Below are 19,807 nucleotides of genomic sequence, written 5' to 3' on the forward strand. Positions count from 1 at the left end.
ATGAACGATCACAACAACAGTATCGAATTGGAAACCGCCATGACCACGACCACCATGACCATGATCCAGGCGCTGCGCTCGGCCATGGATGTGATGCTCGACCGTGACGACAATGTGGTGGTGTTCGGCCAGGACGTGGGTTACTTCGGCGGCGTGTTCCGCTGCACCGAGGGCCTGCAGGGCAAGTACGGCAGCTCGCGGGTCTTCGACGCTCCGATTTCCGAAAGCGGCATCATCGGCGTGGCCGTGGGCATGGGCGCCTATGGCCTGCGCCCGGTGGCCGAAATCCAGTTCGCCGACTACGTCTACCCCGCCACCGACCAGATCATCTCCGAAGCCGCACGCCTGCGGTATCGCTCCGCCGGCCAGTTCACCGCGCCATTGACCATGCGCATGCCCTGCGGCGGCGGTATCTACGGCGGCCAGACCCACAGCCAGAGCATCGAAGCGGTGTTCACCCAGGTCTGCGGCCTGCGCACGGTGATGCCGTCCAATCCCTACGACGCCAAGGGCCTGCTGATCGCGTCCATCGAAAACGATGACCCGGTGATCTTCCTGGAGCCCAAGCGCCTGTACAACGGCCCGTTCGACGGCCATCACGACCGCCCGGTGACGCCGTGGTCGAAACACCCGCAGGCGCAAGTGCCGGACGGTTACTACACCGTGCCCCTGGACGTGGCCGCCATCGTGCGTCCGGGTTCAGCCGTGACCGTGCTGACCTACGGCACCACCGTGTATGTGTCGCAAGTGGCGGCCGAAGAAACCGGCATCGACGCCGAAGTCATCGACCTGCGCAGCCTGTGGCCGCTGGACCTGGACACCATCGTCAAGTCGGTGAAAAAGACCGGCCGTTGCGTGGTCGTGCATGAAGCCACCCGAACCTGCGGTTTTGGTGCCGAGCTGGTATCGCTGGTGCAGGAACACTGCTTCCACCACCTGGAAGCGCCGATCGAGCGCGTGACCGGCTGGGACACCCCCTACCCGCACGCGCAAGAGTGGGCGTATTTCCCAGGGCCGTCCCGAGTGGGTGCGGCGTTGAAACGGGTCATGGAGGTCTGAATGGGCACGCACGTTATCAAGATGCCGGACATCGGCGAAGGCATCGCGGAAGTTGAGCTGTCGGTGTGGCATGTGAAGGTCGGTGACCTGGTGGTGGAAGACCAGGTGCTGGCGGATGTGATGACCGACAAGGCGATGGTGGATATTCCCTCGCCGGTGCACGGCAAAGTCATTTCCCTCGGCGGCGAGCCGGGCGAAGTCATGGCCGTGGGCAGCATTCTGATCAGCATCGAAGTGGAAGGCGCCGGCAACGCCAAGGAAGCCCCCGCCGTGAAGGAAGCGGTGAAGGCGACACCGGTGGTTGAAGCCAAACCCGCGCCGGCGAAGGTCGAAGGCAAACCGGCTCCGGTTGTCGAAGCCAAGGCCCCCGTGGCCCGCGCGGCTGACGAACGCCCCTTGGCTTCCCCTGCCGTGCGCAAGCACGCACTGGACGCCGGCATTCAGTTGCGCCTGGTCCAGGGCACGGGCCCGGCGGGCCGGATTCTGCATGAAGACCTGGAGACTTACCTGCTCCAGGGCCCGGCAAAAACCAGCTCGGCGGCCAACCCCTACGCCGAGCGCAACAGCGAAGAACAGATCCCGGTGATCGGCATGCGCCGCAAGATCGCCCAGCGCATGCAGGACGCCACCCAGCGTGCCGCGCACTTCAGCTATGTAGAAGAAATCGACGTCACCGCCCTCGACGAACTGCGCGTGCACCTCAACGAGAAGCACGGTGCGACACGCGGCAAGCTGACCCTGCTGCCGTTCATCATGCGGGCGATGGTCGTGGCCTTGCGCGAGTTTCCCCAGATCAACGCGCGTTATGACGACGAAGCCCAGGTCATCACCCGCCTCGGCGCGGTGCACGTGGGGGTCGCGACCCAGAGCGATGTGGGCCTGATGGTGCCAGTGGTGCGCCACGCCGAAGCCCGCAGTCTGTGGGGCAACGCCGAAGAAATCACCCGCCTGGCCAACGCTGCGCGCAAGGGCAAGGCCAGCCGCGACGAGCTCTCGGGCTCCACCATTACCCTGACCAGCCTGGGTGCCTTGGGCGGTATCGTCAGCACGCCGGTGCTGAACCTGCCAGAAGTGGCCATCGTCGGCGTCAACCGCATTGTCGAGCGGCCCATGGTGATCAAGGGCCAGATCGTGGTGCGCAAGATGATGAACCTCTCCAGCTCGTTCGATCACCGGGTGGTCGACGGCATGGATGCGGCGCAATTCATCCAGGCCATTCGCGGCCTGCTCGAACAACCCGCCAGCCTGTTTCTGGAGTAAGGCATGTCTGAGACATTGAACACTACGCTGCTGATCATCGGCGGCGGTCCTGGCGGCTATGTGGCAGCCATTCGCGCCGGCCAGCTGGGCATCCCGACGATTCTGGTGGAGGGCCGGGCGCTGGGCGGTACCTGCTTGAACATCGGCTGCATTCCGTCCAAGGCACTGATTCATGTGGCCGAGCAGTTCCAGCAAACCCTGCATCACAGCCAGGGTTCGAAACTGGGCATCAACGTGGCGCCGCCGAGCCTGGACATCGGCAAGAGCGTGGAATGGAAAGACGGCATCGTTGACCGCCTGACCAGCGGCGTTGCGGCGTTGCTGAAAAAGCACAAGGTGCAGGTGATCCACGGCTGGGCCAAGGTGGTGGACGGCAAGACCGTCGACGTCGGCGACCAGCGCATCCACTGCGAGCACCTGCTGTTGGCCACCGGTTCCACCAGCGTCAACCTGCCAATGCTGCCGATTGGCGGACCGATCATTTCCTCCACCGAAGCCCTGGCACCGAAAAGCGTGCCCAAGCGCCTGATCGTGGTGGGTGGCGGCTACATCGGCCTGGAACTGGGCATTGCCTACCGCAAGCTGGGCGCCGAAGTGAGTGTGGTCGAGGCGCAGGAGCGCATCCTGCCGGCCTACGATGGCGAACTGACTGCGCCAGTGGCCGACTCCCTCAAGCAACTGGGAGTCAAGCTGTACCTCAAGCACAGCGTCACCGGGTTTGCCGATGGCCAGTTGCAAGTGCGTGACCCGAACGGCGACACCCTGTCGCTGGCCACCGACCAGGTGCTGGTGGCCGTGGGTCGCAAACCCAACACCCAGGGCTGGAACCTCGAAGCGCTGAACCTGGAGATGAACGGTTCGGCGATCCGGATCGACAGCCGTTGCCAGACCAGCATGCGCAACGTGTACGCCATCGGCGACCTGAGCGGCGAGCCGATGCTGGCGCACCGGGCCATGGCCCAGGGCGAAATGGTCGCCGAACTGATCAGCGGTCTGTCCCGCGAGTTCAACCCCGCCGCGATCCCGGCGGTGTGCTTCACCGACCCGGAACTGGTGGTGGTCGGCAAGACCCCGGACGAAGCCCGGGCGGCGGGCCTGGACTGCATCGTGGCGAGTTTCCCGTTCATGGCCAATGGCCGGGCGATGACCCTGGAATCGAAAAGCGGCTTCGTGCGCGTGGTCGCGCGGCGGGACAACCACCTGATCGTCGGCTGGCAGGCGGTGGGGGTCGGCGTGTCCGAGCTGTCCACGGCATTTGGGCTGAGCCTGGAAATGGGCTCGCGCCTGGAAGACGTGGCCGGCACCATCCACGCCCACCCGACCCTGGGTGAGGCGGTGTTGGAGGCCGCGTTGAAAGCATTGGGCCACGCGCTGCACCTGTAAAACCGCAGCGGGGCCATCGCAGGCAAGCCAGCTCCCACAGGGGATTGCATTCCAAATGTGGGAGCTGGCTTGCCTGCGATAGCGGTGGATCAACCAACAGAGAGGCTGAATGGTCCGCCCACCCGCTCCCACACCGGCCGAGAATGAAGTATTGTTGCGCCCATCCAGAAAAAAACCGACAAGCCTGCCTTAGACCAGGCGGTTGAACAGAGATAGAGGGTGTCATGGGTAACGAAAGCATCAATTGGGACAAGCTGGGTTTTGACTACATCAAGACCGACAAACGGTTTATCCAGACCTTTAAGAACGGCGAGTGGCAAGCAGGCACCCTGACCGACGACAACGTGCTGCACATCAGCGAGGGCTCCACCGCCCTGCACTATGGCCAGCAGTGCTTCGAAGGTCTCAAGGCCTACCGCTGCAAGGACGGTTCGATCAACCTGTTCCGCCCGGACCAGAACGCCGCGCGCATGCAACGCAGCTGCGCCCGCCTGCTGATGCCCCATGTGCCCACCGATGTGTTCATCGACGCCTGCAGACAAGTGGTCAAGGCCAACGAGCGGTTCATCCCGCCGTACGGCAGCGGCGGCGCGCTGTACCTGCGCCCGTTCGTGATCGGCACCGGTGACAACATCGGCGTGCGTACCGCGCCGGAGTTCATCTTCTCGGTGTTCGCGATCCCGGTCGGCGCCTACTTCAAGGGCGGCCTGGTGCCGCACAATTTCCAGATTTCCACCTTCGACCGCGCCGCGCCACAAGGCACCGGCGCCGCCAAGGTCGGTGGCAACTACGCCGCGAGCCTGATGCCGGGTTCCGAAGCGAAGAAATCCGGTTTCGCCGATGCGATCTACCTGGACCCGATGACCCACTCGAAAATCGAAGAAGTCGGTTCGGCCAACTTCTTCGGGATCACCCACGACGACCAGTTCATCACGCCGAAGTCGCCTTCGGTGCTGCCAGGCATCACCCGCCTGTCGCTGATCGAACTGGCCCAGACCCGCCTGGGCCTGAAAGTGGTCGAGGGCGAAGTGTTCATCGACAAACTGGACCAGTTCAAGGAAGCCGGTGCCTGCGGTACCGCCGCCGTGATCTCGCCGATCGGCGGGATCCAGTACAACGGCAAGCTGCACGTGTTCCACAGCGAAACCGAAGTCGGCCCGATCACCCAGAAGCTCTACAAGGAGCTGACCGGTGTGCAGACCGGCGACGTCGAAGCGCCGGAAGGCTGGATCGTCAAGGTCTAAGCCTCCCAAGCGACACCACAACCCTTGTGGGAGCTGGCCTGCCTGCTCCCACATTGGTTTTCGTTGTTCTCAAGGTTGGGTGGGAATGTTTTCCACAATCTTCTTGCCCATGCTGATCCTCGGCTCCACCCCATACCCCAACGCCTCGTAAAACCCCACCACCCCATCATTGCCGCCGGTGACCTGCAGGTTGATCTTCATGCAGCCCAGCGCCGTCAACGCCTGCTCCGCATGGCGCACCAGCGAAGCGCCCAGCCCCTGGCGCCGATAATCGGCGTGCACCGCCACTGAATACAGCCAGCCGCGATGGCCGTCGTAACCGGCGAGCACCGTACCGACCACGGCTTTTTTATCGGTCGCCACAAAAAACAGCCCGTCGTTTACCGCCAGCTTCCTGTCGATCGCCAGGGCCGGCCGATTGTGTGCGGTGTCATAGCCGAAGGCGTCCTGCCACAGGGCGATCACCTGGCTACGATGCAGGCGGTCACGGTAGGACCCGATGGGGTGACGCGACGACAGGGCCTTTTCCATCACCAGGGTGCGTTCGTTGCCGTGGTAGACATCACGCACCGTGTGGAAACCCAGCTTGGTGTAGAACGGCTCGGCGGTCAGCGAAGACGGCACGCTCAGCACCGTCACACCGGCGTCCCGCGCGCGCAATTCGATCTCGAGCATCAGCAGCCGGCCAATGCCCTGCCCTTGCAGCGATGGGTTGACGAACACCGAGCGCACCACATTGCCCTCCAGCGCAGCCGTGGCGACGATCACCTCGCCCTGCACCGCCACCAGCACCACGCGGCGCTTGAGCAACGCCAACACGGCTTGCGGCGTGAAGTTAGCGGCGACCCGGGCAATGACGTCCGCTGGATAATCCCGCGCATTGCTGCTGTGCAGGGCCGCCAGGATGACCTGGCTGATGCCTTCGGTATCGGTTGCCTGGGCGAGACGAACGGCGGTGGACATGCTTCCTCCTGGCTGAGGGGTCAATGGCAGATCGCACAATAGCAATTTATGGCCTGCCCGCGCGCACAGCCGATTCGGCTGCCAAACCGCCTTTTTCAGCTTTCCCGGCTGAGCTGCCGCCCTGTTTCAGCCGGGATACCACCGCCAGAACCTCCACAATAGCGGCATTGAACCGGCCTGCGGCCCTGTTCCGGCTACAGCGGAAAACGCTGGCTGTCTTCCAATAAGAAGGAGCATTTCCATGACGCGCTATATCGATGTGAACGACCTCAGCTACCTCGTCTCGCAAAAAGGCTTGCCGACCTGCATTCGCGAGATGGCCGAGTACATCCGCGCCGATTACCTGCGCTGGCAGGACTTCGAGAAATGCGCCCGCCTGGCCAACCACTCCCCGGACGGCGTGATCGAACTGATGCCGGTGTCCGATGCCTCCCTGTATGCCTTCAAGTACGTGAACGGCCACCCGAAGAACACCCAGGAACTGGTGCCGGACATCGCCGACTCCAAGGACCTGTTTGCCCGACTGGCCCGGCAACCCGGCGTGCCACAGAAAAAGCGCGCCTAAGCTGAACCGGCACGCCCTCACCCGCATACAGACGTTGACGGAGGAAGGCCGTACCATGTGATGGGTCAGGCAAATGCGCCCGGTTTGCCACCCTTTCTTTCCAACCGCTTGAAGTGAACCCATGGATACCAAGGCCCCCGGACCCCATTCCCCTCCCGTGCTGGACCGCATCGACGAAGCCATCATCGAAGTGTTGCGCCACCAGGGACGCATCACTTATGAAAAGCTCTCGTCCCTCGTGCACCTCACGCCCCGGCCCTGCCTGGAGCGCGTGCGCAAACTGGAGCGACGCGGGGTGATTCGCGGGTACGGGGCGATCATCGATGTGCAGATGGTCTCGCCGGGGCTGTCGTTACTGGTGCTGGTGGCGCTGTCCAACCAGAGCGAGCGCTCGGCACAGAAGGCGTTCGAAGCCTGCATCAAAGCCTGCCCCCAAGTGTTCGACTGCCAGCTGATCAGCGGACCGTTCGACTACAGCCTGCGCATGCGCTGCCGGGATATGGAACACTATCGAGTACTGACCGAAACCTGGCTGAACAACGCCGACCTGCACATCGACAAGCTGGTGGCGCACCCGGAGCTGGCCATAGTCAAGAACACCGCCACGGGGTTGGCCTGATCGGATGGGCGAGCAGGCCTTTTGTGGTGAGCAGGCTTGTCATATGTGAGCTGGCTTTTTGTGGTGAGCAGGCTTGTCCTGCGCTGGGGCGCGAAGCGGCCCTGAAACCGAACGATGAGGTTTGTCTGAAACGGCGCGGTGTCCTTGTTAGGGCTGCTTCGCAGCCCGGCGCGGGCGGTGCGACGATTCGACAAGCCCGCTCACTACAAAAGCCGGCTGAACCTCAGAACATTGAGCAGGCTCACCCGCTTCAAACAGGCCCGCTTGAAATACGTTTGCCAGGCTTGGCGCCGATCAATTTTGCCTGCCCGTCCCTCTGCTTCCCCGTCCGCGCTTCGCTGATCAGCCCCGGGATCAACTTGCCCTCCGGCAGGTTCTTCCAGAACCGGCTCGGCAAGTGCCCTTCCATCACCTTGGGGTTCAACCGCGCCGGGTTGAAGATGTGGCTGTAGTAGGTCAGCCACATGGCGCTGTGAGGGTCATCGACGTTCTGCGCCAGTTGTCGCCACGCCTCTGGGCATTCACGCTGGTGAATCAATTGCTCGCCGTCGTAATACACCCCGTCCAGGGGCGTTGCGATCATCCAGCGATGACGGCCCATGCGCCCGATGAAATGCTCGCTGGCGCTGCGCAGGATGTCGTGGGCCGGCTCATGCCAGGCCACGTATTCCGGCAGCTCGGGCCCTGCATCTACCGGCAACGCGATAAACCGCACAAAGGCATGCAGGTGGTGCGCCTCGCGGCTGACCTGCTTGAGCCGCCGCTGCAATTCGCTGCCCAGCTTGTCCCCCGCCAACATCGCCGTGCGGTCACCGTGGCTGACTCGCCACAGCACTTCATACAGCAGGCTCCAGCGCTGCTCACCGTGGTAGCACGCCGCCGACTCCAGCAACGCCAGCAGTGTCTTGGGAATCCGGGCCTGAAACGGACCCAACCCTTCGGGTCGCGGGTCATCGGTGGCGAACAGGTCCGCCACTTCAGCCTCGCCCCAGCTCACCTGGCTGGGGTCGATTTGATGGCTGAGCAGCCAGCGCGCCTGTTCGCGCCAGGTGTCGAACCGGTTGTCGCATTCCAGGCTGATCATGCCCACAGCCCCATCTGTTGCGGTTGCGGACGGTCGCGCAATTGTTCGCGCAGCAACACGCTGCTGCTGTCCGCCTGTTGCGGGTGATAGTCGCTGGTGATGAAAAACGGCTTGGCCTTGGCCAGCACGCAGCGCATGCGCGCCAGGTCTTCGAAGCGGATCTTGCGTTCGCGGCGCAGGTCCACTAACCGCTGGGTGGTGCGCAGGCCAATCCCGGGAATGCGTGCGATCAGCGTGGGCTCGGCGCGGTTCAGGTCCAGGGGAAAGACCTCGCGGTGTTCCAGGGCCCAGGCCAGTTTGGGGTCGATATCCAGCGCCAGGTGGCCAGGGCCTTCGAACAGTTCATTGGCGCTGAAGCCATAACTGCGCAGCAGGAAGTCGGCCTGGTACAAGCGGTGCTCCCGCATCAGCGGTGGCGCCGCCAGGGGCACGCTTTTCGGGCTGTTGGGGATGGGACTGAACGCCGAGTAATACACCCGACGCAGTTTGAAGTTGCCATACAACGCCTCGGCGCCATGCAGGATGGTGCTGTCGTCGGTGTCGTCGGCGCCGACGATCATCTGCGTGCTCTGCCCGGCGGGGGCGAAACGCGGCGCGCGCGGCTCGTTGAACACGGTCTGTTCGCCGGTGTAGATGGTGCGCATGGCCTGCTTGATCGAACCGATCTGCTTCTCCGGCGCCAGGGTCTGCAGGCTGGCATCGGTGGGCAGTTCGATGTTCACGCTGAGGCGGTCGGCATAACGCCCGGCCTCGGCGATCAGCGCCGGGTCTGCATCGGGAATGGTCTTGAGGTGGATATAGCCGCGAAAGTCATGTTCTTCGCGCAGCAGCCTGGCCACGCGCACCAACTGCTCCATGGTGTAGTCGGACGAACGGATGATGCCCGAGCTGAGGAACAGCCCGCTGACGCAATTGCGCCGGTAGAAATCCAGGGTCAGGGTGACCACCTCCTCGGGGCTGAACCGTGCGCGGGGCACGTCGCTGGAGCGGCGGTTGACACAGTATTGGCAGTCGTAGAGGCAGAAATTGGTGAGCAACACCTTGAGCAACGACACACAGCGCCCATCAGGTGTGTAGCTGTGGCAGATGCCCATGCCGTCGGTGGAGCCCAGCCCCGCCTTGCCCTCGGAACTGCGCTTGGGCGCCCCGCTGCTGGCGCAGGAGGCGTCGTACTTGGCGGCGTCGGCGAGGATGCTGAGTTTTTCGATCAACTGCATGGAGGGCTACCGATACTGGTTTTATGTACAGTATCAGCCACCACTCCATGTCACAAGCGTCGCCTGTCAGCTGGCGGTGGCCAACAGCAGGTCTTGCACCGAACGCGCCTTGCCGCGATGGCGGTCATGCTCGTACAGCGACGCCGCAATCTCGTCCGCGCGAATCGGCAAGACCGACAGCAAGGTATCGCTCAGGCCATGGCTGGCCTGGCTGAAGCCCTGAATGTAAATGCCCGCCTTGCAGCGCTCGTCGGTAACGATGCGGTAGTCACGCGTCACGTCGAAGTCACCCATGTAGGTTTCCAGTGGCGCCAGCAGTTCGCGGTGCATCTGACGCTCGTAACCGGTGGCCAGGATCACCGCGTCGTAGTGGCTCACGCTGGTTTCGCCCGTGGCGTTGTTGCGCAGGGCCAGTTCGATGCCCAGCGGGCCGGCGGTGGCTTTCTCGACCACGGTCATGGTGCGGAACGCCTGGCGTGCGATGCCGGAAACTTTCTGGCGATAGAAGATGCCGTAGATGCGCTCGATCAGGTCCAGGTCCACCACCGAATAGTTGGTGTTCTGGTATTCGGCCACCAAGCGCTCGCGCTCGGCGCCGACTTGCTGGAACACCAGGTCGGTGAAGGCCGGCGAGAACACTTCGTTGACGAACGGGCTGTCATCGGCCGGCTTCAGCGCCGAACCCCGCAGAATCATGTCGACTTGCACCGAAGGGAAGCTGTCGTTCAGGTCGATGAAGGCTTCAGCCGCGCTCTGGCCACCGCCGATCACCGCAATGCGCATCGCTTTGCCATCGACGCACGGCTGCGTGGCCATGCGCGCCAGGTACTGGGAATGGTGGAACACCCGGCCATCGTCCTTGAGGGCCTTGAATGCGTCGGGAATGCGCGGCGTGCCGCCGGCGCTGACCACCACCGAGCGGGTGGTGCGCACATGCTGCTCGCCCTGGGCGTCACGGGAGATCACGCGCAGCGCCTCGACGTGCTGCTGGTGCAGGATCGGCTCGATGGCCAGCACTTCCTCGCCGTAGCGGCTCTGCGCCTGGAACTGCGCCGCGACCCAGCGCAGGTAGTCGTTGTACTCCATGCGGCAGGGATAGAAAGTGCCCAGGTTGATGAAGTCCACCAGGCGGTCGTGGGCCTTGAGGTAATTGACGAACGAGTAAGGGCTGGTGGGGTTGCGCAGGGTCACCAGGTCCTTGAGGAAGGAAATCTGCAACTCGCTCTGGGTGACCAGGGTATTGCCGTGCCAGCGGTAGTCGGCCTGTTTGTCGAGAAATAGCACGTCCAGTTTGCCCTGCGCCTTTTCGCGCTCCTGCAAAGCGATGGCCAGCGCCAGGTTCGAAGGGCCGAAACCGATACCGATCAGGTCGTGAACCGCGGGCGAAGCAATTGCCTGTGTCATTCCAGTGTCCTCTGGATAAGCCCCTTGGCGGTGGGGCGGGAATACCTTCAAGACCTGCTCAACAGGCCATGTGTTGATAGGAAACGAGGACAATGAAACAAAATTTAATTGATCATCGATCAGTGCGCTTCCCACTCGCGCATCCGCACGCGGCAGTGCTTCATGGCATTGACGATGTGTTTTTCTACCAGGGCGCGGGAAATGCCCAGGCGTTCGGCGATCTGCACGTGGGTCAGGCCCTCCAGCTTGCGCAGCAGGAAACTGTCACGGCAGGCCGTCGGCAGTTCGGCCAGGGCACGCTCGAGCATCTCCAGGCGCAGGCTGTGGTCGTGGGTGGCCTGGGGCGAACTGACGGCGAAGCGCTCTTCGGCGTCCAGCACGTCCAGCGGTTCGACCTGGCGCAACGCGTTGCGCCGATGGCCGTCGATCACCAGGTTCAGCGCGGTGCGGTAAAGAAAAGCCCTGGGCTGCTCGATGGGAGTACTGCTGTCGCGCTCCAGCACTCGCACATAAGCGTCATGCACCACATCCTCGGCCACCTGACGGTTGCCCAGCTTGGCGTTGAGGAAACACACCAGCTCGCGATAGTAGTTTTCCAACATGACTCCCGACCGCCGAGGAGGCGGCATTAGGTCCTTGAGTGCGTGAGATGACGGCCGATTCGGTAATGGCAGTTTGGGTGCGTGCAATTTATAGTAATTCTCATCTACTTTTAAAGCAGACTTGCATCCACAGCCGTTTTTTTTCGCTCGGCGCGCTGTAACTGCTTGTGTAACAGCCTAAATCCGCGCGCATTTCCCTCGTTTAACTGTCAGCTCTGCGCAACTGCGCTCCGAACTTTCCTGGCTGGAACCTAAGCATGAAACGCCCTCGACCCGCCCGACGCGCCCTGCTTGTGGTGGCGTGCCTGATCCCTGTCATCGCCGTCGCCGCCTGGCAGGTACTCCCGCCGGGCCGCGACACCCTGACCACCGTGACCGTGACGCGCGGCAATATCGAGAGCAGCGTCACCGCCCTGGGCACCCTGCAACCGCGCCGTTATGTGGACGTCGGCGCCCAGGCGTCCGGGCAGATCCAGAAGATCCACGTCGAGGCCGGCGACCAGGTCAAAGAGGGCCAGTTGCTGGTGGAAATCGACCCTTCCACTCAGAAGGCCAAGCTCGACGCCAGTCGCTACGCCATCGAAAACCTCAAGGCGCAATTGCAGGAACAACGCGCCCTGCATGAACTGGCGCGCCAGAAGTACCAACGCCAGCAGCGCCTGGCCGCCGGCAATGCCACCCGCGAAGAAGACGTGCAGACCGCCAAGGCCGAACTGAGCGCCACCCAGGCGCGGGTCGACATGTTCCAGGCGCAGATCCTTCAGGCCCAGGCCAGCCTGCGCAGTGACGAAGCCGAGCTCGGCTACACGCGGATCTATGCGCCGATGGCCGGCACCGTGGTGGCGGTGGACGCCCGCGTCGGCCAGACCCTCAACGCCCAGCAACAGACACCATTGATCCTGCGCATCGCCAAATTGTCGCCAATGACCGTGTGGGCCGAAGTCTCGGAAGCCGATATCGGCCACGTCAAACCCGGCATGAGCGCCTACTTCACCACCCTCAGCGGCGGCAACCGGCGCTGGACCAGCACCGTGCGGCAGATCCTGCCGATCCCGCCCAAGCCCCTCAACGAAACCAGCCAGGGCAGCGGCAGCCCCACCAGCTCGAGCAAGAGCGGCACCGGCCGCGTGGTGCTGTACACCGTGCTGCTGGACGTGGACAACACCGACAACGCACTGATGGCCGAAATGACCACCCAAGTGTTTTTCGTCGCAAGCCAGGTCAAGGACGCCCTCACCGCCCCTGTCGCCGCTCTGTTGGGCACCAGCAGCGCCGACCGCCAGATCGCCCGCGTGGTGGCCGAGAATGGGCGTATTGAAGAACGTGAAGTGCGCCTGGGCATCAGCGACCGCTTGCGGGTGCAGGTGCTCGACGGCCTCAACGAAGGTGATCACCTGTTGATCGGCCCGGCTGACGGCAACGGGGGTTGAGGTGACCACGCCCCTGATCGAACTCAAGAACATCCGCAAGTCCTACGGCGGCGGCGACAGCCCGCAGGTCGATGTGCTGCGCGGGATCGACCTGTCGATCCACGCCGGGGAATTCGTCGCGATTGTCGGCGCTTCCGGTTCCGGCAAGTCGACGCTGATGAACATCCTCGGTTGCCTCGACCGCCCCAGCGTCGGCGACTACCTGTTCGCCGGGGAAAACGTCGCCCGCCTGGACAGCGACGAACTGGCGTGGCTGCGCCGTGAGGCGTTTGGTTTCGTGTTCCAGGGCTACCACCTGATCCCGTCGGGCTCGGCCCAGGAAAACGTCGAGATGCCGGCGATCTACGCCGGTATCAGCGCCGCCGAGCGCCACGCCCGCGCCCACGCCCTGCTCACCCGCCTGGGGTTGGCCGAGCGCACGGGCAACCGGCCACACCAGTTGTCCGGTGGTCAGCAACAACGCGTGTCGATCGCCCGCGCGCTGATGAACGGCGGCCATATCATCCTCGCCGACGAACCCACCGGTGCCCTCGACAGCCACAGCGGCGCCGAGGTGATGACCCTGCTCGACGAACTGGCCGGCCAGGGCCACGTGGTGATCCTGATCACCCACGACCGCGAAGTGGCGGCGCGGGCCAATCGCATCATCGAGATCCGCGACGGCCTGATCATCAGCGACTCCGCCGCCAGCGACAGCCACGTACCGGCACCGGCCAACGCCGGCGCCCTGCAAGCGGTGGACCTGCGCCAGCGCCTGGCCGACGGTGCCGAACACAACGGCGCCTGGAAAGCCGAACTGGCCGATGCCGTGCAGGCCGCCTGGCGGGTGATGTGGATCAACCGCTTTCGCACCGCGCTGACTCTGCTGGGCATCATCATCGGCGTGGCGTCGGTGGTGGTGATGCTGGCGGTGGGCGAAGGCAGCAAGCGCCAGGTGATGGCGCAGATGGGCGCGTTCGGTTCCAACATCATCTACCTCAGTGGCTCCTCACCTAACCCACGTACACCGCTGGGCATCGTCACCCTCAATGACGTCAATGCACTGGCAGCCCTGCCCCAGGTGCAGCGCATCATGCCGGTCAACGGCAGCGAGGCCGGGGTGCGTTTCGGCAATGTGGACTACATGGCCTACGTGGGCGGCAACGACACCAACTTCCCGGATATCTTCAACTGGCCGGTGGTCGAGGGCAGTTACTTCACCGCCGCCGATGAACGCGCCGGGGCCACGGTCGCGGTGATCGGCCACCGGATCCGCGAAAAACTGTTCAAGGGCCAGGTCAACCCGATCGGCCAGTACATCCTGATCGAAAACGTGCCGTTCCAGGTGATCGGCGTGCTCGCGGAAAAAGGCGCCACCTCCGGCAACAAAGACAGCGACGACCGCATCGCCATCCCGTATACCGCCGCCAGCGTGCGCCTGTTCGGCAGCTACAACCCCGAATACGTAGTGATCGCTGCGGCCGATGCCCGCAAGGTGCATGACGCCGAAGTGGCCATCGACCAATTGATGCAGCGCCTGCACAACGGCAAGCGCGACTACGAGCTGACCAACAACGCCGCGATGATCCAGGCCGAAGCGCGCACGCAGAATACGCTGTCGCTGATGCTGGGCTCGATCGCGGCGATTTCCCTGCTGGTGGGCGGGATCGGCGTGATGAACATCATGCTCATGACAGTGCGCGAGCGTACCCGCGAAATCGGTATTCGCATGGCCACCGGCGCACGTCAGCGCGACATCCTGCGTCAGTTCCTCACCGAAGCGGTGATGCTTTCGGTGGTCGGCGGCCTGTGCGGCATCGGCCTGGCCCTGCTGGTGGGCGGCGTGCTGGTGCTGGCCAAGGTGGCGGTGCAGTTTTCCCTGGTGGCCGTGCTGGGCGCGTTTGGCTGTGCGCTGGTCACCGGCGTCGTATTCGGCTTCATGCCGGCCCGTAAAGCAGCCCGGCTCGATCCGGTTAAGGCGTTGACCAGTGAATAAACGATCCCTTCCTTCGCACCTGTCGCTGATCAGCCTGGGCCTGTTGCTCAACGCCTGCACAGGCAACCCGGCAGCCGTCGACAGCGGCATCGCAGCGCCAGCCGCCTGGCAGTTCGCCGAGCGTGAAGCGGCCCAGGCCACCAACCAGCGCTGGTGGACCCAATTCGGCAGCCCGCAGTTGAACCGGCTGGTCGATCAGGCGCGCCGTGACAGTTTCGATGTGGCCGCGGCCATCGCCCGTGTACGCCAGGCCCAGGCCAGCGCGGTGATCGCCGGGGCGCCGCTGCTGCCGGAGGTGAAGTTCAACCTCACCGCCAGCCGCGAACGGCTGCTGCGCGGCAGCGGCAACTCGGACCTGAATGCCACGCAAAGCAACCGGACCGTGAACAGCTACGATGCCAACCTCAGCGCCAGCTACGAGGTGGACTTCTGGGGTGGCCGTGCCGCCGCCCGGGACAGCGCCTTGCACAGCCTGCGGGCCAGCGAGTTCGACCAGGCCACCGTGGAACTGACCTTGCTCGGCAACGTCGCCGACCGCTACGCGCAAACCCTTGCCGCGCGTCAACGCCAGCAGATCGCCGAGTTGAACCTGGCCAACGCGCGCAATGTGCTCGAACTGGTCCAGACCCGCTACGCCGCCGGTTCCGCGACGGCCCTGGAACTGGCCCAGCAAAAGAGCCTGGTGGCCAGCCAGCAACGGCAGTTGCCATTGATCCAGCAACTGGCGGAAGAGTCCCTGATCACCCTGGCCGCGCTGCTCGGCCAACCGGTACAGGCGCTGCAGTTGGGCGACGAGCCGTTCCAGGCCCTCACCTGGCCGAGCATCGGCCCGGGCGTGCCCAGCCAGTTGCTGAGTCGCCGTCCCGATATTGCCCAGGCCGAGGCTCAACTGGCGGCGGCGAGTGCTGACGTCACTGTCGCCCGTGCCGCGATGCTGCCCACCTTCACGCTGGGAGCGACCCTCGGTTCCGGCGCCTACAAGGCCGAGGACATTCTGCGCAGCCCGTTCTACACCCTGACCTCGGGGCTGGTAGCGCCGATCTTCAACAATGGCCGCCTGAGCGCCGAGCGCGACAAGGCCCGTGCACGCCAGGACGAGCTGTTGCAAACCTATCGCGGCGCAATCATCAACGGCTTTGCCGACGTGGAAAAGGCCCTCGCCAGCATCACCCGTCTCGACCAGCAACGCCAATGGCAGGGTGAAGAGCTGCAGGAGGCGCAATCGGCCTTTCAAATCGCCGAGAGCCGCTACCAGGCCGGTGCCGAAGACTTGCTGACCGTACTCGAAACCCAACGCACGCTGTACGCCGCCCAGGACCTCACCGTGCAACTGCGCCTGTCACGCCTGCAAGCCAGCATCGCCTTGTACAAGGCATTGGGCGGCGGCTGGCAAAGCGAAGTCCGATAAACGAAAGTCTGGTTTCGTACACCAACCGTTTAATCACCTTACATTTTTCTACCCGGGGTCCTTGGTAAAAAAGCCGCTATCTCACGGCTGACCGGACCCTTCGATGAAACCCCGCCCCCTTGCAAGTAGTCTGCTGGCCGGCTGCGTCTGGTTCGCAGCGAGCCTGGCCCCGGCCCAAACGCTGATCACCCCAACCACCATCGACTGGCTGCTGGACTGCCCCCTTCCCGACTTCGAGCGCCTGGACCCCGAGGTCATCGGGCGCACCCAGTGCGGCACCGTGAGCGTGCCGCGCGACCATGCCCGACCCGGGCGCGGCAGCCTGCGCCTGAAACTGACCCGCGTCGGCGCCCGCGATCCGCTGAACCGCGAAGGCGTGGTATTCACCCAATCGGGCGACCTGAAGATCGCCCGGGACGGCACCTTCGCCATTCATCTGGCCAGCCGCTGGGAGTCCTACGCCACTCCGGCCTACCGTACCCTGGTCAACCGCTACGACGTGATCGAGCTGAGCCCCCGCGACCTGGCTCAAACCGCCGGTGTCGAACAGGCCGCCCGGGACATGGAGTATGTGCGCGCACAACTGGGCGAGGCGCAACTCAACTTCCTCGGCAACGCCGAAGCCACCCGGCTCGGCAGCCGCTACGGCACGTTGTTTCCGGAGCGTGTCGCGCGCATGGTGCTGGTCAATACCGAGCCTGGGGAGCCGCTGGCGTCCGGTGTCGAGCAGCTGTTGCTCAAGGAACCCACCCAGTCCTCTGCCCTGGCCCGGGACTGCGTGCAGCAATGGCTGGGCGGTTTTCTGGTCGACGGTCGGCAACCACCGCCGTCGGCACGCTGCCTGGACACCGGCATCTGGGAATGAGCCCCGCACGGATCGCATTCCCCGCCGGCATCGCTCTACAATGACCGCCTTCACTCCGGGGGCTTCATGGACATCGAACTGGCACGCACCTTCCTCGAAATCACCCGCTGCGGCAGCCTGGCTGCCGCCGCCGAGAAACTGCACGTCACCCAGACCGCCATCACCGCAAGGGTCAAGAGCCTGGAAAGCCAACTGGGCAGCACGCTGTTCGTGCGCAACCGCGCCGGTGCGCGGCTGACCGCCGACGGCGAGGCGTTCGTGGTGTACGCCAACCAGTTGCTGCAAACCTGGGAAGCCGCGCGGCGTGACCTGCCGCTGCCCGACGGCTACCGCAACGTGCTGCATATCGGCGGCGAAGTCAGCCTGTGCAACCCATTGATGCTCGGTTGGGCCCAGGCCCTGCGCGAACACATCCCCGGGCATGCCCTGCGCACCGAAGTGCGCGAAGGCGACTACCTGCTGCGCCAGCTGGAGCTGGGCGTGCTCGATGCGGCGCTGGTGTTCCAGCCGCAATACTGGCCGGGGTTGCAGGTGGAGCAGGTGCTGGAAGAAAAACTGATCCTGGTGCAACTGGTGAGCAAGCCCGAGCCCTACGTGTACATCGACTGGGGCCCGGGCTTTCGCCAGCAGCATGACACCGCCCTGCCCGACAAGGCTCGCGCCGCGCTGAGCTTCAACCTCGGCCCGCTGGCGTTGCAGTACATCCTGGAAAATGGCGGTGCCGGCTACTTCCGCACCCGCGTGGTCCAGAGCTACCTGGACAGCGGCGTGATGCAGCGCGTGCCCAAGGCCCCGGAGTTCAACTTCCCGACCTTCCTGGTGTATTCGCGGGCGCGGGATTCGGCGGTGCTGCAACAGGCCCTGGGGTTGCTGCGCGATGTGGTCAAGGCGGAAAGTGACTGGTCGCAGCGCTGGGACCCGCTGATTTGAACCACCAACTCCCGCCGCGCGTGCTAGCCTGCGGGTGTTTTCCTTTGCAGCCTTGCCGATGAACAAGAAAAAGTCCGTCACCATCAGTGACATCGCCAAACGGGTCGGCATGACCACCATCACGGTGTCCCGTGCACTGAGCAAGCCCGACCTGGTCAAGCCGGCCACCCTGGCGCGCATCCTCGAAGTGGCGCGGGAGCTGGACTACGTGCCCAACGCCTTCGCCCGCGGGCTCAAGCGCAGCGAAAGCCTGATCATCGGCGTGATCACCGCCTCGGTGGACAACCCGTTCTACAGCGAAATGATCAAGGCGATTTCCCGCGAGGCCAAGCAACACGGCTACACCATCATGCTGGTGGACACCGATGAACTGGAAGAGCTGGAAAGCAAGGCGGTGGACACCCTGCTGGGCTACCGCGTGGCGGGGATCATCCTGTCGCCGGTCTCGGATGAACCGAACTACCAGCCCGATTACCTGGAGCGCCTGGGCAATGGCAAGACCCCGGTAGTGCTGCTCGACCGGACGATCCATGACAGCCCGTTCAGCCGCGTGGTGCTCGACAACTACCACAGCGGTATCCAGGCCGCACACTACCTGCTGCGCCAGACCCCCAACCTCAAGCGCCTGCTGGTACTGACCGGCCCCGAACATTCGCGCATCACCGTCGAACGCCTCAAGGGCCTGCGCGAAGTGCTCGCCGAACACCCCCAGGTGCAGGTCGAAGTGCAGGCCGGCGACTACACGCTGATGCCCTCTTACCTGCACACCCTCGACTACCTGGCCGAACACGCCGCGCCGGACGCGATCATGGGTTTCAACCAGTTGATCACCCTGGGTGCGCTGCGGGCGCTGCGCATGCACAACATCCCCCACGACAGCCTGACCATCTGCGGCATCGACCGCTTGCCCTTCGCCGACATCTTCGGCGTGCCTATCGCCTGCGTCGCCCACGACGCCTCCCTGGCCGGCAGCAGCGCGGTGCGCCTGCTGCTCGACCGCCTGGAAGACCCGTACAAGCCGCGCGACAAGGTGGTGATTGCCGGTCGGCTGGAAAACGGCTAGCGGCTGGTGTAGCCGCCATCGACCGGCAGGCTGACCCCGCTGATCATGCTCGCGGCCTGGCTCAACAGGAACAACACCGGCAGCGCCACTTCCGCCGTTTCGGCGAAACGCCCGAGCGGAATGGCGGCCAGCGCCGGGTCACGCTTGGCCGGATCGGACCAGGCCATGGCGGCCATCGGCGTGAGCGTCACCGTAGGGTTGACGCTGTTCACGCGAATGCCAAAGCGGCCCCATTCGGCGCACTGCACCCGGGTGATCGCATCCAGCGCGGCCTTGGAAGCGCAATAACCGAGGTGGTCATCCAGCGCTACCAACGAGGCCTGGCTGGAGACATTGACGATACTGCCGGCGATCTGCGCGTCGATCATCCTCATCACCACGCGGCTGGCGACTTGCGCTGCGGCGCGGGCGTTGACGTTCATCACCTGGTCGAACGCCTCGGCGCTGATGGCGGCGGCAGGCTCCAGGCGCGAGATGCCCGCACAATTGACCAGGCCGTGCAGCGCTGGCAAGTCTTGCAGGGCCGCATCAAGAGCGACGCTGTCGGCGATGTCCAGACACAAGGTGTGGCAGCCGAGTTGAGACAGCGCATTGGCGTCACGGCCCAGAGCGAAGACTTCGGCGCCGCTGGCGACAAGCTGTTTGGCGATCTCGCGACCGATGCCGCTGGAGGCGCCGGTGACGAGGATGCGGTGGTGGGTGAAATCAAAGGCTGCGTTCATGGTCACTGCTCCAT

The 19,807-nt window shown here is 64.2% G+C and carries 17 protein-coding genes and 1 pseudogene; 12 read left to right on the forward strand and 6 right to left on the reverse strand.

Annotation, left to right across the window (positions count from 1 at the left end):
* The 4 genes from ACW9IN_RS22905 (at position 1) to ACW9IN_RS22920 (ending at position 4,946) form a co-directional block, all read left to right on the forward strand.
* Positions 1-1,059, forward strand: coding sequence for an alpha-ketoacid dehydrogenase subunit beta (locus ACW9IN_RS22905; RefSeq protein ID WP_457367949.1), 1,059 nt, complete (start codon positions 1-3; stop codon positions 1,057-1,059).
* Positions 1,060-2,319, forward strand: coding sequence for a dihydrolipoamide acetyltransferase family protein (locus ACW9IN_RS22910; protein WP_457367950.1), 1,260 nt, complete (start codon positions 1,060-1,062; stop codon positions 2,317-2,319). It abuts the gene before it with no gap.
* A gap of 3 nt (positions 2,320-2,322) precedes the next feature.
* Complete coding sequence (gene lpdA / locus ACW9IN_RS22915) at positions 2,323-3,702, forward strand: dihydrolipoyl dehydrogenase (protein ID WP_457367951.1); 1,380 nt, start codon at positions 2,323-2,325, stop codon at positions 3,700-3,702.
* A 224-nt stretch (positions 3,703-3,926) separates the two neighbouring features.
* Positions 3,927-4,946 carry a branched-chain amino acid aminotransferase gene (locus ACW9IN_RS22920; protein ID WP_457367952.1) on the forward strand — a complete coding sequence of 340 codons (1,020 nt, stop codon included), beginning with the start codon at positions 3,927-3,929 and terminating at the stop codon, positions 4,944-4,946.
* A gap of 69 nt (positions 4,947-5,015) precedes the next feature.
* Here ACW9IN_RS22920 and ACW9IN_RS22925 read toward each other — a convergent pair whose 3' ends face one another.
* A complete protein-coding gene (locus ACW9IN_RS22925) occupies positions 5,016-5,909 on the reverse strand; it encodes a GNAT family acetyltransferase (RefSeq protein WP_457367953.1) in 894 nt (297 codons plus the stop codon).
* 241 nt (positions 5,910-6,150) lie between these two features.
* Between ACW9IN_RS22925 and ACW9IN_RS22930 the strand changes: the two are divergent.
* A pseudogene (locus tag ACW9IN_RS22930) lies at positions 6,151-6,390 on the forward strand (ornithine cyclodeaminase); the annotation flags it as partial.
* A 205-nt stretch (positions 6,391-6,595) separates the two neighbouring features.
* Positions 6,596-7,093 (forward strand): Lrp/AsnC family transcriptional regulator, encoded by a 498-nt coding sequence (locus tag ACW9IN_RS22935; RefSeq protein ID WP_457367954.1) that lies wholly within the window; start codon positions 6,596-6,598, stop codon positions 7,091-7,093.
* A gap of 250 nt (positions 7,094-7,343) precedes the next feature.
* Here ACW9IN_RS22935 and ACW9IN_RS22940 read toward each other — a convergent pair whose 3' ends face one another.
* From ACW9IN_RS22940 to ACW9IN_RS22955, 4 genes are all read right to left on the reverse strand, one after another.
* Entirely contained in the window at positions 7,344-8,177 is an 834-nt protein-coding gene (locus ACW9IN_RS22940) for a TIGR03915 family putative DNA repair protein (protein WP_457367955.1), read from the reverse strand.
* Positions 8,174-9,394, reverse strand: a complete 1,221-nt coding sequence (locus ACW9IN_RS22945; RefSeq protein WP_457367956.1) for a putative DNA modification/repair radical SAM protein — start codon at positions 9,392-9,394, stop codon at positions 8,174-8,176. Before ACW9IN_RS22945 ends, ACW9IN_RS22940 begins: the two co-directional genes overlap by 4 nt.
* A gap of 66 nt (positions 9,395-9,460) precedes the next feature.
* Positions 9,461-10,798 carry a lysine N(6)-hydroxylase/L-ornithine N(5)-oxygenase family protein gene (locus ACW9IN_RS22950; protein WP_457367957.1) on the reverse strand — a complete coding sequence of 446 codons (1,338 nt, stop codon included), beginning with the start codon at positions 10,796-10,798 and terminating at the stop codon, positions 9,461-9,463.
* Positions 10,799-10,917: 119 nt separating this feature from the next.
* Entirely contained in the window at positions 10,918-11,400 is a 483-nt protein-coding gene (locus ACW9IN_RS22955; RefSeq protein WP_457367958.1) for a sigma-70 family RNA polymerase sigma factor, read from the reverse strand.
* 257 nt (positions 11,401-11,657) lie between these two features.
* Between ACW9IN_RS22955 and ACW9IN_RS22960 the strand changes: the two genes are divergently transcribed.
* The 6 genes from ACW9IN_RS22960 (at position 11,658) to ACW9IN_RS22985 (ending at position 19,071) form a co-directional block, all read left to right on the forward strand.
* Positions 11,658-12,830, forward strand: a complete 1,173-nt coding sequence (locus ACW9IN_RS22960; RefSeq protein ID WP_457367959.1) for an efflux RND transporter periplasmic adaptor subunit — start codon at positions 11,658-11,660, stop codon at positions 12,828-12,830.
* Position 12,831: 1 nt separating this feature from the next.
* Positions 12,832-14,805 (forward strand): MacB family efflux pump subunit, encoded by a 1,974-nt coding sequence (locus tag ACW9IN_RS22965; protein WP_457367960.1) that lies wholly within the window; start codon positions 12,832-12,834, stop codon positions 14,803-14,805.
* Complete coding sequence (locus tag ACW9IN_RS22970; RefSeq protein ID WP_457367961.1) at positions 14,798-16,213, forward strand: efflux transporter outer membrane subunit; 1,416 nt, start codon at positions 14,798-14,800, stop codon at positions 16,211-16,213. The genes ACW9IN_RS22965 and ACW9IN_RS22970 overlap by 8 nt, the downstream gene beginning before the upstream one ends.
* Positions 16,214-16,316: 103 nt before the next feature.
* Complete coding sequence (locus ACW9IN_RS22975; RefSeq protein ID WP_457367962.1) at positions 16,317-17,078, forward strand: alpha/beta fold hydrolase; 762 nt, start codon at positions 16,317-16,319, stop codon at positions 17,076-17,078.
* A 66-nt stretch (positions 17,079-17,144) separates the two neighbouring features.
* Complete coding sequence (locus ACW9IN_RS22980) at positions 17,145-18,008, forward strand: LysR family transcriptional regulator (protein WP_457367963.1); 864 nt, start codon at positions 17,145-17,147, stop codon at positions 18,006-18,008.
* 58 nt (positions 18,009-18,066) lie between these two features.
* Complete coding sequence (locus ACW9IN_RS22985; protein ID WP_457367964.1) at positions 18,067-19,071, forward strand: LacI family DNA-binding transcriptional regulator; 1,005 nt, start codon at positions 18,067-18,069, stop codon at positions 19,069-19,071.
* Here the strand turns inward: ACW9IN_RS22985 and ACW9IN_RS22990 are convergent.
* Positions 19,068-19,793 carry an SDR family oxidoreductase gene (locus tag ACW9IN_RS22990; RefSeq protein ID WP_457367965.1) on the reverse strand — a complete coding sequence of 242 codons (726 nt, stop codon included), beginning with the start codon at positions 19,791-19,793 and terminating at the stop codon, positions 19,068-19,070. The two genes, ACW9IN_RS22985 and ACW9IN_RS22990, sit on opposite strands and share 4 nt — an antisense overlap.
* Between the last annotated feature and the right edge of the window lie 14 nt (positions 19,794-19,807).

The organism is Pseudomonas sp. SDO5271_S396 (assembly GCF_054071795.1).